Annotated in this window: 14 protein-coding genes; 3 read left to right on the forward strand and 11 right to left on the reverse strand. The window is 61.0% G+C overall.

Going from position 1 to position 12732, the window contains the following annotated elements; genetic code table 11:
* Positions 1–9 precede the first annotated feature (9 nt).
* The 6 genes from NAT23_RS12355 to NAT23_RS12380 all read right to left on the reverse strand — a co-directional run bounded on the left by NAT23_RS12355 (position 10) and on the right by NAT23_RS12380 (position 4723).
* Positions 10–264 carry a YciI family protein gene (locus NAT23_RS12355; RefSeq protein WP_251928805.1) on the reverse strand — a complete coding sequence of 85 codons (255 nt, stop codon included), beginning with the start codon at positions 262–264 and terminating at the stop codon, positions 10–12.
* 25 nt (positions 265–289) lie between these two features.
* Positions 290–793, reverse strand: coding sequence for a GNAT family N-acetyltransferase (locus tag NAT23_RS12360; RefSeq protein ID WP_251928806.1), 504 nt, complete (start codon positions 791–793; stop codon positions 290–292).
* A complete protein-coding gene (gene modC / locus NAT23_RS12365; protein ID WP_251928808.1) occupies positions 793–1902 on the reverse strand; it encodes a molybdenum ABC transporter ATP-binding protein in 1110 nt (369 codons plus the stop codon). Before modC ends, NAT23_RS12360 begins: the two co-directional genes overlap by 1 nt.
* Entirely contained in the window at positions 1895–2587 is a 693-nt protein-coding gene (gene modB / locus NAT23_RS12370) for a molybdate ABC transporter permease subunit (protein ID WP_251928810.1), read from the reverse strand. The genes modC and modB overlap by 8 nt, the downstream gene beginning before the upstream one ends.
* Before the next feature lie 10 nt (positions 2588–2597).
* The gene (gene modA / locus NAT23_RS12375) at positions 2598–3383 is read right to left on the reverse strand and encodes a molybdate ABC transporter substrate-binding protein (RefSeq protein ID WP_251928811.1); all 786 of its coding nucleotides are present in this window, start codon (positions 3381–3383) and stop codon (positions 2598–2600) included.
* 179 nt (positions 3384–3562) lie between these two features.
* On the reverse strand, positions 3563–4723 hold the full coding sequence (locus NAT23_RS12380) for a YncE family protein (RefSeq protein WP_251928812.1): 1161 nt from the start codon (positions 4721–4723) through the stop codon (positions 3563–3565).
* A gap of 155 nt (positions 4724–4878) precedes the next feature.
* On the opposite strand from NAT23_RS12380, the gene NAT23_RS12385 reads away from it, so the two are divergent.
* Positions 4879–5829: an alpha/beta hydrolase gene (locus NAT23_RS12385; RefSeq protein ID WP_251928813.1), complete on the forward strand. Its 951-nt coding sequence runs from the start codon at positions 4879–4881 to the stop codon at positions 5827–5829.
* Here the strand turns inward: NAT23_RS12385 and NAT23_RS12390 are convergent.
* Both NAT23_RS12390 and NAT23_RS12395 read right to left on the reverse strand, forming a co-directional pair.
* Positions 5826–6557 (reverse strand): glutathione S-transferase N-terminal domain-containing protein, encoded by a 732-nt coding sequence (locus NAT23_RS12390; protein ID WP_251928814.1) that lies wholly within the window; start codon positions 6555–6557, stop codon positions 5826–5828. The two genes, NAT23_RS12385 and NAT23_RS12390, sit on opposite strands and share 4 nt — an antisense overlap.
* Before the next feature lie 66 nt (positions 6558–6623).
* Complete coding sequence (locus NAT23_RS12395; protein ID WP_251591794.1) at positions 6624–8012, reverse strand: Na+/H+ antiporter family protein; 1389 nt, start codon at positions 8010–8012, stop codon at positions 6624–6626.
* Positions 8013–8247: 235 nt separating this feature from the next.
* On the opposite strand from NAT23_RS12395, the gene NAT23_RS12400 reads away from it, so the two are divergent.
* Both NAT23_RS12400 and NAT23_RS12405 read left to right on the forward strand, forming a co-directional pair.
* On the forward strand, positions 8248–9792 hold the full coding sequence (locus tag NAT23_RS12400) for a bifunctional GNAT family N-acetyltransferase/carbon-nitrogen hydrolase family protein (protein ID WP_251928815.1): 1545 nt from the start codon (positions 8248–8250) through the stop codon (positions 9790–9792).
* Positions 9793–9805: 13 nt separating this feature from the next.
* The gene (locus NAT23_RS12405; RefSeq protein WP_251928817.1) at positions 9806–10597 is read left to right on the forward strand and encodes a M90 family metallopeptidase; all 792 of its coding nucleotides are present in this window, start codon (positions 9806–9808) and stop codon (positions 10595–10597) included.
* A 35-nt stretch (positions 10598–10632) separates the two neighbouring features.
* Here NAT23_RS12405 and NAT23_RS12410 read toward each other — a convergent pair whose 3' ends face one another.
* From NAT23_RS12410 to NAT23_RS12420, 3 genes are all read right to left on the reverse strand, one after another.
* Positions 10633–10977, reverse strand: coding sequence for a hypothetical protein (locus NAT23_RS12410; protein ID WP_251928819.1), 345 nt, complete (start codon positions 10975–10977; stop codon positions 10633–10635).
* A gap of 184 nt (positions 10978–11161) precedes the next feature.
* On the reverse strand, positions 11162–11575 hold the full coding sequence (locus NAT23_RS12415) for a GlcG/HbpS family heme-binding protein (RefSeq protein WP_251928821.1): 414 nt from the start codon (positions 11573–11575) through the stop codon (positions 11162–11164).
* Between the two features lie 136 nt (positions 11576–11711).
* Positions 11712–12632: a LysR family transcriptional regulator gene (locus NAT23_RS12420; RefSeq protein ID WP_251928823.1), complete on the reverse strand. Its 921-nt coding sequence runs from the start codon at positions 12630–12632 to the stop codon at positions 11712–11714.
* Positions 12633–12732 lie beyond the last annotated feature (100 nt).

Consider the following 12732-nt stretch of genomic DNA (forward strand, 5'->3'; position numbering starts at 1 on the left):
GCCTTGCACTCAGTGCGCAGCCCATTCATGAACCACGAACGTCGCGATGCCCGAGTCGATCAGCGGGTCCTGCTCGGCGAGCGCACGGGCATCGGCGAGGGTGTCTGCCTTTAATACGTACGCACCGCCCTTGATGTCCTTGAACGGACCGGCAAGCATAAGACGGTCCTGCGCCTTGAGCGTGTGTAGGTAATCACGATGCGCCGTGATCAGCTCGTGACTCACCTCCTGATCGCGGCTTAATAAAACGAGAAACAGCGTCATGGGATTTCCTGTGTGTGGTTTGAAATCACGTCGTTGATGTGTGATAAAGCGCCGCGTCGCGAGGCCCTTGAATTGCCGAGGCAGCGAAACGCTCGATCTCTCCGACAGGTGTCCAGCCCGCGTCTTTCATCACGGTATGCTCGAAGCCGCTGGCGGCCCAGCTCGTCAAATGGCGCGTACCGTCCATGCGTGCAAAGGTACTCGCGGCCGCCAGAAGCTCCTGCGCGATACGGGAGGTATCACATTCTGGATGAACAAAAATGCCCTCGATCCAACTGCAGTGGCGCGCCTCCGGTGCCCCATCGCGGCGAAGGCGCAGACAGCCAACCAGCTCGCGGTTGAGGCGCGCCTCCCAAAGCCAGAGGTCCTGACCCAGCCGAGGGCCGATATCATCCTTCCAAAAGCGCGGATAGCGCCAGGCAGAGTCGGGCGCCTGCTCGCCCGGGTCGCTCGCGACCGCCTCGGCCAGAAGCGTAAGCTCGGCACTTCGTACATCGTCTAACTGCGTAATCGGTAAGCACAGCGCCATCACGGCACCTCCTGATCGGCAAGCGCCGGCGCTGCGGCCGGCCTTGCAAGGCTAACGGCCCGTATAAGAGCCTGAACGGTCATACCGGGTGCAAGGCCGAGTGCTTCACAGGAAGCCGTGGAAATCAGAGCCCTAAGCGTCTGCTGACCGGCGTCGAGCATCACCAGTGTGACACTGGCCATATCGTCCAGCGGCTGACAGGCTGTAATGGTTGCCTTGAGCGTATTGCGAATACTGGTGCCACTCACCGGCTCGAGCGCGATGGCAACGTCGCGGGCGCGCACCTGAATCTTGAGCCATTGGCCCGGCTCGACATCGAGCGTGGGCAGCTCGAGCATCTGACCATCCGAAAGACGCAGTTCACTCAGTTGACGCCTGGCGTCGTGACGATGACACCGCGCCGAAAGCATCGCGCTGATGTCGAAGCCCCCAAGCCGTGACATCAGCTCGGGGCGTGCCAGCACGTCGTTGAGGGCGCCGTGGGCAAGCACTCGCCCCTTTTCCAGCAGCACCAGATCATCGGCCACGGCCAAAAGCTCCTGCGGGTCGTGGCTAACAAAAATCACCGGAATATCGATGTCTCTGACCAGCGCGGCCAGGTACTCGAGAAGCTCCTGCTTGCGAGCCCCATCAAGTCCGGTCAAAGGCTCGTCCAGCAAAAGAAGCCGCGGCGAAGACAACAGGGCGCGGCCGATCGCAACGCGCCTCGCCTCGCCCCCCGACAGCGTATTGGGCATGCGCGTCAGCAGATGGTCGATACCAAGCAGCCCACTAATGCGCGCCACCGCCGCCGGGTCTTCGTCGCGCATGCCATAGCAGAGGTTGCCGCGCACGCTGTAATGAGGGAAAAGCCGCGCCTCCTGGAACACGATGCCGAGCCTTCGCCGATGAACGGGAACGAACCGGCGCGTGGCGGTGTCGCACAGCACGTCGCCCTCGATGGCGATGCGCCCACGATCCGGCCGATCAAGCCCTGCAATCAGACGCAGAAGCGTTGTCTTGCCACTGCCGGAGGGGCCAAACAGCGCCGTGACCCCGCGGGAGGCAAGCCGCAGGTCAACCTCGAGCGAGAACTCGCCCTGCACGCGCGTCACGTCAAGCTCAAACATCGCGCCCCTCCATCCGACGGCGCGAGCGTCGGGCAAGCCACTCGGACACAAGAAGCGAGAGCATCGCGACCGCAATCGAAATCAGACACAGCCGCGCGGCGGCGGCCTCGCGCCCGGGCGACTGAATCACGCTATAGAGGGCCAGCGGCAAGGTTCGAGTTTCACCGGGAATGTTGGAGGCGAAGGTCATGGTCGCTCCGAACTCGCTGAGCGCCCGTGCAAACGAAAGCATCATGCCCGTCAGCACCCCCGGCAACGCCAGCGGCAATGTAATGGTTACAAACACCCGAGCCCGAGTCGCGCCCAGAGTGCGCGCCGCGGCCTCGAGCCGAACATCCACCGCCTCCAGTGAGAGCCGGATGGCGCGCACCATCAGGGGAAACGCCATGACGCCGCCTGCAAGCGCCGCCCCCTGCCACGTGAACGGCAGCCCGATGTCGAATCGGGCAAGCCACTGCCCAATGACGCCCTGTCGACCGAACGCCAGCAGGAGCAAATAGCCAACGACCACCGGCGGCAGGACCAGCGGCAGATGAATCAGCCCATCAAGCAGTGACTTGCCGGGAAACGTGTGTCGCGCCAACACCCAGGCAAGCGCGATGCCCGGCACAAGGCTTACGCCTACCGCAACGCCTGCCACCTTGAGGCTGAGGTGCAGGGCTTCCCACTCCAGAGGCGTCAGCACGAGTCAGCGCTTACGGCTTGAGCTTTGCAGGGCCGAAGCCATAGTCGGCAAAGACCTGCGCGGCGTCCTGCCCTTGCAGCCACTGATAGAAGGCCTCGGTGGTGCTGTCGGGCGAGCCGATCTCAGCGATGGGGTAAGTGATGGGCGGATGCGAGCCGTCCGGAAAGGTGCCGAGCGTCTTGACTCGATCGCTTGCCTTGGCATCGGTTGCATAGACAATGCCAAGTGGCGCCTCACCGCGCTCGACCAGCGCCATGGCCGCGCGCACGTCGCTTGCCCGCGCCAGACGCGGCTCAAGTGCCTGCCACTGATCGAGCGAGGTGAGCGATTGCTTTGCGTAGATGCCGGCCGGCACATGATCCGGGTCGCCGACCGCCACGCGCTCGTTGCGCCCGAGGTAATTGTCGAGCCGGTGATCCTTGTCTGGAGTGAACGATTGAATCTGGCTGCCCTTTTGGGCGATCACGACCAGATGATTCTTGAGCAGATCCCGACGCTCGGTCAGCGTCACGCCCTGCTTGCCAAGCCAGTCCATCCATTGCTCGTTGGCCGAGAAATAGATGTCTGCAGGTGCGCCATTGGCAATCTGTCGTGCGACGGTCGAGGAAGAGGCGTACACGGGTACGATGTCGACCGAGGGGTGGGCGGCTTCATAGGTTTCAACCAGATCGTTCATGGCGTCGGTCAATGACGCGGCTGCATAGACATGAACAGTTGAATCGGCGTGCGCAAGCCCTGAAAGGCCAATGCTTGCAACGAGCGCAACATGCGCCGCAACGGTGCGGGGTAACGACATGGTAAGGTCTTCCTTGAGAAATCGAACGCCACACCTTAAGACATTCTGAAACAATATAAAATGCTCAGCTAATCTATGGCGCGATAGGCCATTTGAATCAAAAAGCCCGGGTAGGCTCGGCCACAGTGGCCGGGCCCATCCACGCCTCGCGTCTTATTTAAAACGCGAGGCGTCTTGGCTCAGGCGCCTTCCTGCGCCTTCGTATCGGAAGCGGCATGCGTGTTCTCGGACGCGCCGGCCTTCGATCGTTCAGGTGCCGTAAGCGCCGTTACTACATCGCCCTGAGTATTGGTCACACCCTCGGCCGGGGCCGTTTCATGGCGTGACAGCGCCTTGCTGGTGACAAAGGCTCGATGCGCTGCAGTATCGACGGCAACCGTATTCGGATGAAGCCCCGGATGGAAGGTTTCCAGCACCTCGAACGACTCGGTATCAAACGCCTGAACCGTGCCATCGCCACGGTTGGCCACGTACAAGCGCTTCGCGCCGGGGTCGACGTCAATGCCGAGCGGATGCTCGCCCACCTTGAGCGTCTTCACCGTGGTATTGCCGTGTGTATCGATCACACTGACCGTATTGTCACCGCTATTGGCCACGTAGAGGCGGTTGGCGTCGGCATCCACGGCCAGGTTGATCGGCTTTTTGCCGACGTCAATGCGCTCGACCGGCGTATCGGTCTTGAGGTCGATCACACTGACGCTGGCATCGCCCATGTTGGCGACATAAAGACGCTGGGAAGCGCTGTCGAGCACCATCCCGGTCGATACAGCGCCGACGTCGTGAATGGTCGATTCAAGCTCAAGGGTATCGCCATTGACCTTCCAGACCACCCCATTATCGCTGACGCCGCTGACGTAGACGGTGCCGGTGGCCGGATTGACCACGACATCACGCACCTGCGGTGGCTGCTGATCCTTGGGAACCGATTTATCCTTGACCGGCGCCAGCGACAACGTCCGGATAACTCGGCCCTTGTCCAGATCGACCGCCGTGATCGAGCCATTGAGTGTATTGGTGGTATAAAGCCGACCGGCATCGTCATTGATGGCCACACCGAACGGGCGCTGCGCCAGATCGAGGGTGGTGGCCACCTTGAGCGGATCGGTCGAAAGCCCGATGAGCTGGCCGCCGCCGTCGCCGCCAAACGCACCGGCAGAGGCCACGTAGAGCCGATTGTTGGCACTGCTGTAGCCAAGTTCGTAGATATTCTTGCCGGTGCTGACCGGGGGCTGGTCAACCGTGAGGGGGTCAGCCTGCACCGGGGGACACAGCGTGCTCACGCCGAGCGCTACGCCAGCGGCAATGGCCATATGCGGAAGCCAACGAATTACCCTACTCATACCCTTGCCTCTTTCTCATGCTGTTTGAATGTCGTTTTAGTGAGACCGACGCGCACTCAAGCGCGCCTTACCGGTATCCCACCTGCAAACAATAACAATTCTCAAAAACATCGGCGTATGCGACACTTTTGAGATTACCCCGCACCGGAGGACCGATGTCCCGATCTCGCTGTTCACTGTCGCGTCGTCATGTGCTCTCGACCGGCGCGCTTGCCCTCGCAGGATTGAGTCTGCCCGGTTGGGCATGGGCACGACCGGACCTGAGCCGGTCCATCGAGCCCACAATCGCCAAGCTTGGCCACCCCGACTACCGTTTCGAACAATTCACGCGCCGCAAAGGCGACGGGCGCTACCGCATCTGGCTCGCCATCCCCAAAGGCACACCGCCTGAAGAAGGCTTTCCGATCGTATATGCCCTCGATGGCAACGGCGCACTCGACGACACGACGCCCGCGCTTTTGAGTGCGCTTGCACGCGCCTATCCGCCGATCATCGTCTACCTCGGTTACGACACCGACAAACGCTTCGACGTTCGTCAGCGCCACCGGGACTATACGCCAGCGCGGCCAGGCGAATCCATGGTCGATCGAGATGGCCGGCCGGCCGGAGGCGCGACCGCCTTTCTCAACCAAGTGCTCGATCATTGGCGGCCCAAACTTGAACGAACGCTGCCGGTCAACGTCAACGACCGCACCTTCTGGGGGCACTCCTTTGGCGGTCTGTGCGTACTTAATGCCTTTCTGACCCGCCCAGAAACAATGACCTCATTTGTCGCGGCAAGCCCAAGCCTTGGCTGGGGCGGCGCCCTGCTTCCGGATATGGCTCGTCAGTGGCAACGCCCGACGACAGCAAGTCCATCACTTTGGCTGCTGAAAGGCGGCAAGGAACACACAAAAACGCCTCCGGAGGCGGCGTCGGACAGTGAGACCATGGACATCTTCGAACTGAAAAAGACGCTTTCTGAGCGTGCGCCCGATATAGCGATCAAAACGACGCTACTGCCGGACTATGGCCACGGCCAGATGTTTACCGCCTCGCTCAGGATGGCGCTTGCGCGGGTAGCCGGGCTCGACCCGACGCCCTGGGGTACGCTTGAGCCCGCTTAGTGTTCGCTGGGGTGGGCGCCGAGCTCTCGAGCCAGGTCGCACGAGACGCCGGCGTCTTCGGCCCACTGCCTGAGGCGCGCGAACCAGTCCGCGACAACCTGGTCCTCGCTCAACAGATCGACGCGGCTGGTCGCCTGCCCCCACATCAGCATGGAGAACACCAGGTAGTCGGCACCGCCCGGGCGCTCACCGTCAATAAACGCCGCCTCACCCAGAAGCGCACGCACCGGCGCCAGGGCCTGACCCAACTGCTTGAGCCCGGCGTCACGGTCCTGAAACGCTTCGATCGTGCAGCCAAGCCGCGCTTCCCGGCTTTCGCGGAAATAGGGTTGATCGGCGGGGTCGAGCAGGTCGAACAGATCCTTCGCCACCGTTTTAAGGATCGCGGGCGCCAGTGCGGTTTCGCTCCAGTGACGCACGAACATGAACCGCCCCCGCGCCGGGCCATCACCGATCAGGGGCGCACCTGGGTAGGTCCGATCGAGGTAGTCGAAAATGGCGAGACTGTCGCTGACGGCGGTGCCGTCGGTATCGAGCAACACCGGCACCTTGCGACTGGACTCGGGCTCCTGCCCGGTAAACGCCAGCCGATCCTTTTCGGTAAAACGCCAGGCCAGGCGCTCGAATTCGAGGCCCTTGTGCACCAGTGCAAGCGTCACGCGCCAGCAAAAGGGAGAGAAACGCAGACGCGCGTCGGCGCCTGCCAGATCGTACATGTAACGGCTCATGACACCCGCTCCTGGGTCGATAACTGTCGAAACAGCATGGTGCCCCGAGCGGGGTTTATCAAACCGCTAAAGTAGCAGCGCAGCCGCCCAGCCAAACAGCAGCAGCGGGATGTTGTAGTGCAGGAAGGTCGGCACCACCGAATCCCAGATATGATCGTGCTGACCGTCGGCGTTGAGACCGGAAGTCGGCCCGAGCGTCGAGTCGGAGGCCGGCGAGCCGGCATCGCCAAGGGCTGCGGCCGTGCCCACCAGCGCAATCGTCGCCATGGGCGAGAACCCGAACTCGAGCGCCAGCGGCACGTAGATCGAGGCAATGATTGGAATGGTCGAAAACGACGAGCCGATGCCCATCGTGATGAAAAGCCCCACCACCAGCATCACCAGCGCCGCCAGCACCTGGCTATCGCCGATCACGGCGCGCGAGCTTTCAACCAGCGTATCGATCTGGCCGGTGGCCTGCATCACGCTTGCAAAGCCTGCTGCAGTAATCATGATGAAGCCGATCAGCGTCATCAAACGCATGCCCTCGGTGACGACGTCGTCCTGCTCCCGCCAGCGAAACACGCCGCTGACCGAAAGGATCGCAAAGCCAAGTAGCCCGCCAAGCACCATCGAGTCAGTCAGAAGCTGAGTGGTCAGCGCCGCCAGAATCGAGCCGCCAAGCACCAGATACTGCCAGGGCTTGAGCGGGTCAAGCTCGCGTTTTTCACGCTCGCTGACCACATCGTCGGCGCTGGCCACATGGCCAACCCCGACCGCCCTCATCGAGTACGTTCGCGGCCCCCGATAGCTTATAAACACCGCAATCAAAAGCCCCACCGCCATGCCACCGATCGGCATCGCCATCGCCATCGGCACCATATCGGCGGTGACCTGAAGCCCGAACGCCGCCCCGGCCTCGTTGATGTTTGAAAGCAGGATGTCATTGAGAAAGATCGCGCCAAACCCCACTGGCAGCAGCATATAGGGGGCCGTGACCCCGAAGGTGATGACACAGGCCACCAGCCGACGGTCGAGATTCAAACGGTTCATCGCCATCAAAAGCGGCGGCACCATGATCGGGATAAACGCAATGTGGACCGGAATCAGATTCTGAGAGCAGACCGCCGAAACCAGAAGTACGCCGATGATCGACCATTTGACGGTCTTGCCGGCGCGAGAAGCCGCAACGCCGTGATCACTTTCATGGGAAAGCCGGCCGATCAGCTTGCGCGCGATCGCCTCGGTCAGCCCCGAGCGCGACAGCGCCACCGCAAACGCCCCAAGCGTTGCGTAGGAGAGCGCCACCTGCGCGCCACTGCCCAACCCGCCATTGAAGGCATCGAGAATGTCACCAAGCGGCATGCCGCTATAGAGCCCGCCGACCAGCGCGGCCACAACGAGCGCAAACACAACGGAGACACGAGCCAGGCTCAGCGTCACCATAACCAGGATAGAGAGGACAATGGCGTTCATGGGTCTACCAGACGAGGAAAATGAAACCGGACGCTCGGGCGCACACATCGAGCGCTGAAACCGCGGCGCACTCTACCATACCCGCCATTGACGCTCACCCTGCATCCACCACTGCAAGGCGATTGCGCACCCGAGCCTGCGCACCGGCGATGAATTGGTTATCCTTGGATCATCACACCACGCGCCCAACGCAAAAGCGCTCCAGGTAACAAGAAACACTCAAGGAATTACGTGCATGTCGATCGAGGATCTCCACCTCAACCTGACCAATCTGAGCCCCGATGATTATTCGGACCTGAAAAAACTGATGGACGCCGTCTACAACGACATCGGCGGCGCCTGGCCCCAGGCCACCATCAGCAAGCTGATCCAGGAATTCCCCGATGGCCAACTGGTCATCAAGGACGGCGACAGTATCGTTGGCGTTGCCCTGACCGTGCTGGTCGATTACGACACCTTCTCGAACCCGCACAAATACGATGACCTGATCGGCCATCGCGAGATCATTCTCAATAACCCCGAGGGCGATGCCCTGTACGGGCTGGACGTACTGATCGACCCTACCTATCGCGGCTATCGCCTCGGCCGTCGGCTGTATGAAGCCCGAAAGGACTTGTGTCGCTCGATGAACCTGCGGGCGATTCTTGCCGGCGGCCGGATTCCCAATTACTACCTTCACTCGGAAGAGCTTTCACCGACCGAGTACCTCGACAAGGTCTCCAGAAAAGAGATCTACGACCCGATTCTCTCGTTCCAGCTTGCCAACGACTTTCTGGTCAAGCGCCTTTTGCAAAAGTACCTGCCCGAAGACGAACGCTCCGAGGGCTACGCCACCCTGCTTGAGTGGAATAACATTCTGTTTGAACCGGCCGAGCGCGTGATCGAAAGCCGCAAGACGCTTGTCCGCGTCGGCGCGGTGCAGTGGCAGATGCGTGAGTTTGCCTCGGTCGAGCAGGTGCTTCAGCAGGTCGAGTTCTATGTAGACGCCATCGCCGATTATCAAAGCGACTTCGCCGTACTGCCGGAGCTTTTCAATACGCCGCTCATGGCACTGACCGACCAGTCCGACCAGGTCAAGGCCATCCAGTTTCTGGCCGAGTTCACCGCGCGTTTCAAGACCGAAATCTCGCGCATGGCGGTGTCGTACAACATCAATATCGTGGCAGGCTCAATGGTCGAGCGCGACGAGGACGGCCACCTCTATAACGTCGCCTACCTGTGCCACCGCGATGGCAGCATCGAGCGTCAGGCCAAGCTCCACATCACCCCGCAGGAGCGTCGTGACTGGGTGGTCGATGGCGGCGATGAGCTGCAGGTGTTCGAGACCGACGCCGGCCGCGTCGGCATTCTGGTCTGCTACGACGTTGAGTTCCCGGAACTTGCCCGATTGCTGGCGGATCAGGACATGGACATTCTGTTCGTGCCCTTCTGGACCGACACCAAGAACAGCTACCTGCGCGTGCGTCACTGCGCCCAGGCCCGTGCGATTGAAAACGAATGCTACGTGGTCGTGTGTGGAAGCGTCGGCAACGTGCCCTCAATTGAAAACCTCGACATTCAGTACGCTCAGTCTGCGGTGTTCTCACCGTCGGACTTCTCGTTCCCCCACGACGCGGTGCTTTCAGAGACCACGCCCAACACCGAAATGGTGATGTTCTCCGACCTCGACCTGACCCGACTCAAGGTCGTGCGCAGTGAGGGCTCGGTGACCAACCTCAAGGACCGCCGCAAGGACTTGTTCGATCTGCGCTGGCGCGACTGGTCGTGGAAATCAAGCTAAGGCGTAAGCCGCGATGAGCTGGCTGGACCGACTTCGCGGGCGTCGCCCGCGAGATGCCCAGCCGCCCGTTGATCTGTGGCAGCACACACTTGCTCGAGTGCCCATCGCGCACGGGCTGGCGGATGAGTCGCGTGAGCGCCTTGCAGGTCGGGCCTGGGCGCTCATGCACAGGCTTCGCATCACATCACCGGTGGAGCTACCCTGGAGCGAGGCCCAGGCGCTCAAGCTTACGACGCAGGTCGCGCTGATGACGCTTGAATGGGACAAGGGGTTCTGGCCGGACGTGCGTGAGGTCGTGGTGGTGCCGGGGCCGTTTCGACGCCATCTCGTCGAGGAAGACGAAATGGGCGTCGTGCATGAGCTCGATGACGAGCGCATCGGTGAAACGTTTGACCACGGCCCGATCGTTTTGTCGCTCGAGGACGTCACGTCAAGCGGCGACTGGACCGGTCTCAACGTGATCATTCATGAATTCAGCCATAAGCTCGACATGCAGCATAACGGGCAGGCGGATGGCCGCCCGCCCCTGCCTGCAACGATTTCTCCAGCAGAGTGGTACCGTGTGTTCACGAGTGTCTGGAATGATCTTCAAGAACACCTGGAGCGCGATGACGTCACGCCGATCGACGAGTACGCTGCAACCCACCCAGGTGAATGCTTTGCCGTATGCTGCGAGATGTTCTTTACCGCCCCCAATCAACTTTCCAGGGTCTACCCCGAGCTTTATAGCCTACTGACGCGCTACTTTAATCAGGACGCGCTCGCGCGCATGCCCGACCGCGGCCTGGATTCGACCCGGCTCTAACTCAAGATCTGACTCAAGAAAGCCAGTATTCACGATCACGGGCGCGCCCCAATAGCCTTCGCATATTCGTTTTCCCACGCCTCACGCTGCTTTTGCGGGTCAGCGGGAAATCGACCCAGCGCTACCGCCAGCTCGAAAAAACCATCGGCTGGAAGACCGTGGCCTCGTTGGCTGACCACCAGTGAGGCAATAAACGGCTGATGGGCGCGCGCGTCGTCTCGCATCAACGCCTCCAGAGCGCTGGCAACACGCTGGATCGTACGCGGAGGCGTAAGTGACAGGGCGCCGGCAAGCTGGCGGTAGGTCATCGGCAACTGATCAACCGGCGCGCGCTCCAAAAGGGCTCGAACGCGCGCAGGCAGTGACGGGTCATCGGTCATGGCATTCTCGAAAAATCAGGGCGACATCAGCCCCCTTGAAAGGCTCGGCTCTCAAGGGCATGAAGCCACATCCTGCTCAAGGCACGCCGATGAGACAACACGCCCTGAACGTGCACGCGGCGTCTTCGCGCGGCGCGTTTCGCATCAGATCCTGCAATTAAAACTTGAAGTCGCGCTATAGGGTTCAGTAGAGCGAAGACACCGCAGCAATCGCGACGCGCGCGATTCGCGCGTCCTGATCGGCTCGGGCGCCGGCAATACCGACAGCGCCCGCCACGTGCCCCTGAATCACGACCGGCACACCGCCTTCCTGCATGCCACCGACCGCCCGGTGGCTCAAAAGGGCGGCCTCACCCTGGTTGATGCGCGCCTCGAGCTGGCCGCTATCGCCGCCGGTCAGCGCGGCGCAGCGCGCCTTGTCACAGGCAAGCTGTGCTTCAAAAGCGCTGCTGCCGTCCATGCGCTGAAACCCGAGCAGATGCCCACCATCATCCACGACCGCCACACTGACCTGAAGGCTCTGGCGGCGGGCTTCCTCGAGCGTCTTGCTCAAGATAACCGTTGCGTCATCTAGTGTTAGTACGCTTTTGACTTTCATTTACTTGCTCCAAAGTGAATCGTCCAGTTAGCCGGTCTTATAGAGACAATTCCTTTAAAGGACTATGCAAAATCCGCCATTTAACACACGCCTTACAAATCACTTCGAAACATCACGCTCGATCGCGACACGTAAATCACTCGCTTGCCGAGCGCTCGCGCTCGCGCTCGTTGTCCTCGCTGTCTATGAGCCACTGCCACAGAGCATTGGCATCAGGACGCACCGGTTTCTGCTTCGAACGAGCAAGCCAGAAGCCCTCTCGCGCGATGACCTGACGCTGAGAGGGGGAGAGGTGCTTGAACGGAGAAATCAGAGCGGGCTCAAGCTGATCGAGCCAGCGAGAGTGCACCAGCGCCACACCCACGCCCTCGCGCGCGATGGCAATCGCGCTCAACTGCGTATCACAAGTCAGCCGGGAGTGCTTGTGCTCCAGCGCAGATCGATTGAACCGCGCAAGCCAGGCAGGCCAGCCGACGTCGAAACCTGCGGAGTGAATCAGGGTCGTCAACCCTAGATCATCAGGAGATGAAAGCTGTTTGGCCAGTTCGGGGGTGCATACCGGCTCTAACGTTTCCTCCCCCAGACTCACGGCCTCAACGCCAGGCCATTGCCCCCGGCCATAGCGAACCTCGAAATCGACATCTTCCACGCTAAAATCACGAGGCCAAACGGCGGTAACGAGTTTGAAGCCATCGTCTGAGATGGATCGACACCAGCTTGCAAGGCGCGCGGACAGCCAATAGTGTTGCATGACAGGCGTTGAGCGGATTAACACCGGCTCGGCAAGCTTTTTTCCGAACACTTCCGCGGTGCTCTCGGTCAGCATCTCAAACGCCCCTTGCACGCTTGGAAGCCAGGCGAGCCCGGTTTCCGTCAGGCTCAAGGTGTTGGGATGTCGAATGAATAACGGCTCACCAAGCCGACCTTCGAGCAACCTTATGCGCTGACTGACCGCCGATTGTGAGATACAGAGTTCCTCACCTGCCGCAGTAAAGCTCATCAACCGAGCGGCGGCCTCGAACGCTTGCAACCAGGCCAGTGGCGGTAGAACAGTCATGGTGACTCCTGTGTTTGTATAGTGAACTCTTACAAAAAAGTACCGTCCCATACCATGACGGCGGAGGGTGCGCACCGTATCATGATCACCGCGTCGGCAT

Origin of the sequence: Larsenimonas salina (assembly GCF_023736155.1) — a bacterium.
Lineage (GTDB): Bacteria > Pseudomonadota > Gammaproteobacteria > Pseudomonadales > Halomonadaceae > Larsenimonas > Larsenimonas salina.

What these genes read in the sequence shown, in the direction of transcription:
- NAT23_RS12355 (WP_251928805.1), bottom strand. Translation starts at nt 264, where the DNA reads ATGACGCTGTTTCTCGTTTTATTAAGCCGCGATCAGGAGGTGAGTCAC.
- NAT23_RS12360 (WP_251928806.1), bottom strand. Translation starts at nt 793, where the DNA reads ATGGCGCTGTGCTTACCGATTACGCAGTTAGACGATGTACGAAGTGCC.
- modC (WP_251928808.1), bottom strand. Translation starts at nt 1,902, where the DNA reads ATGTTTGAGCTTGACGTGACGCGCGTGCAGGGCGAGTTCTCGCTCGAG.
- modA (WP_251928811.1), bottom strand. Translation starts at nt 3,383, where the DNA reads ATGTCGTTACCCCGCACCGTTGCGGCGCATGTTGCGCTCGTTGCAAGC.
- NAT23_RS12380 (WP_251928812.1), bottom strand. Translation starts at nt 4,723, where the DNA reads ATGAGTAGGGTAATTCGTTGGCTTCCGCATATGGCCATTGCCGCTGGC.
- NAT23_RS12385 (WP_251928813.1), top strand. Translation starts at nt 4,879, where the DNA reads ATGTCCCGATCTCGCTGTTCACTGTCGCGTCGTCATGTGCTCTCGACC.
- NAT23_RS12390 (WP_251928814.1), bottom strand. Translation starts at nt 6,557, where the DNA reads ATGAGCCGTTACATGTACGATCTGGCAGGCGCCGACGCGCGTCTGCGT.
- NAT23_RS12395 (WP_251591794.1), bottom strand. Translation starts at nt 8,012, where the DNA reads ATGAACGCCATTGTCCTCTCTATCCTGGTTATGGTGACGCTGAGCCTG.
- NAT23_RS12400 (WP_251928815.1), top strand. Translation starts at nt 8,248, where the DNA reads ATGTCGATCGAGGATCTCCACCTCAACCTGACCAATCTGAGCCCCGAT.
- NAT23_RS12405 (WP_251928817.1), top strand. Translation starts at nt 9,806, where the DNA reads ATGAGCTGGCTGGACCGACTTCGCGGGCGTCGCCCGCGAGATGCCCAG.
- NAT23_RS12410 (WP_251928819.1), bottom strand. Translation starts at nt 10,977, where the DNA reads ATGACCGATGACCCGTCACTGCCTGCGCGCGTTCGAGCCCTTTTGGAG.
- NAT23_RS12415 (WP_251928821.1), bottom strand. Translation starts at nt 11,575, where the DNA reads ATGAAAGTCAAAAGCGTACTAACACTAGATGACGCAACGGTTATCTTG.
- NAT23_RS12420 (WP_251928823.1), bottom strand. Translation starts at nt 12,632, where the DNA reads ATGACTGTTCTACCGCCACTGGCCTGGTTGCAAGCGTTCGAGGCCGCC.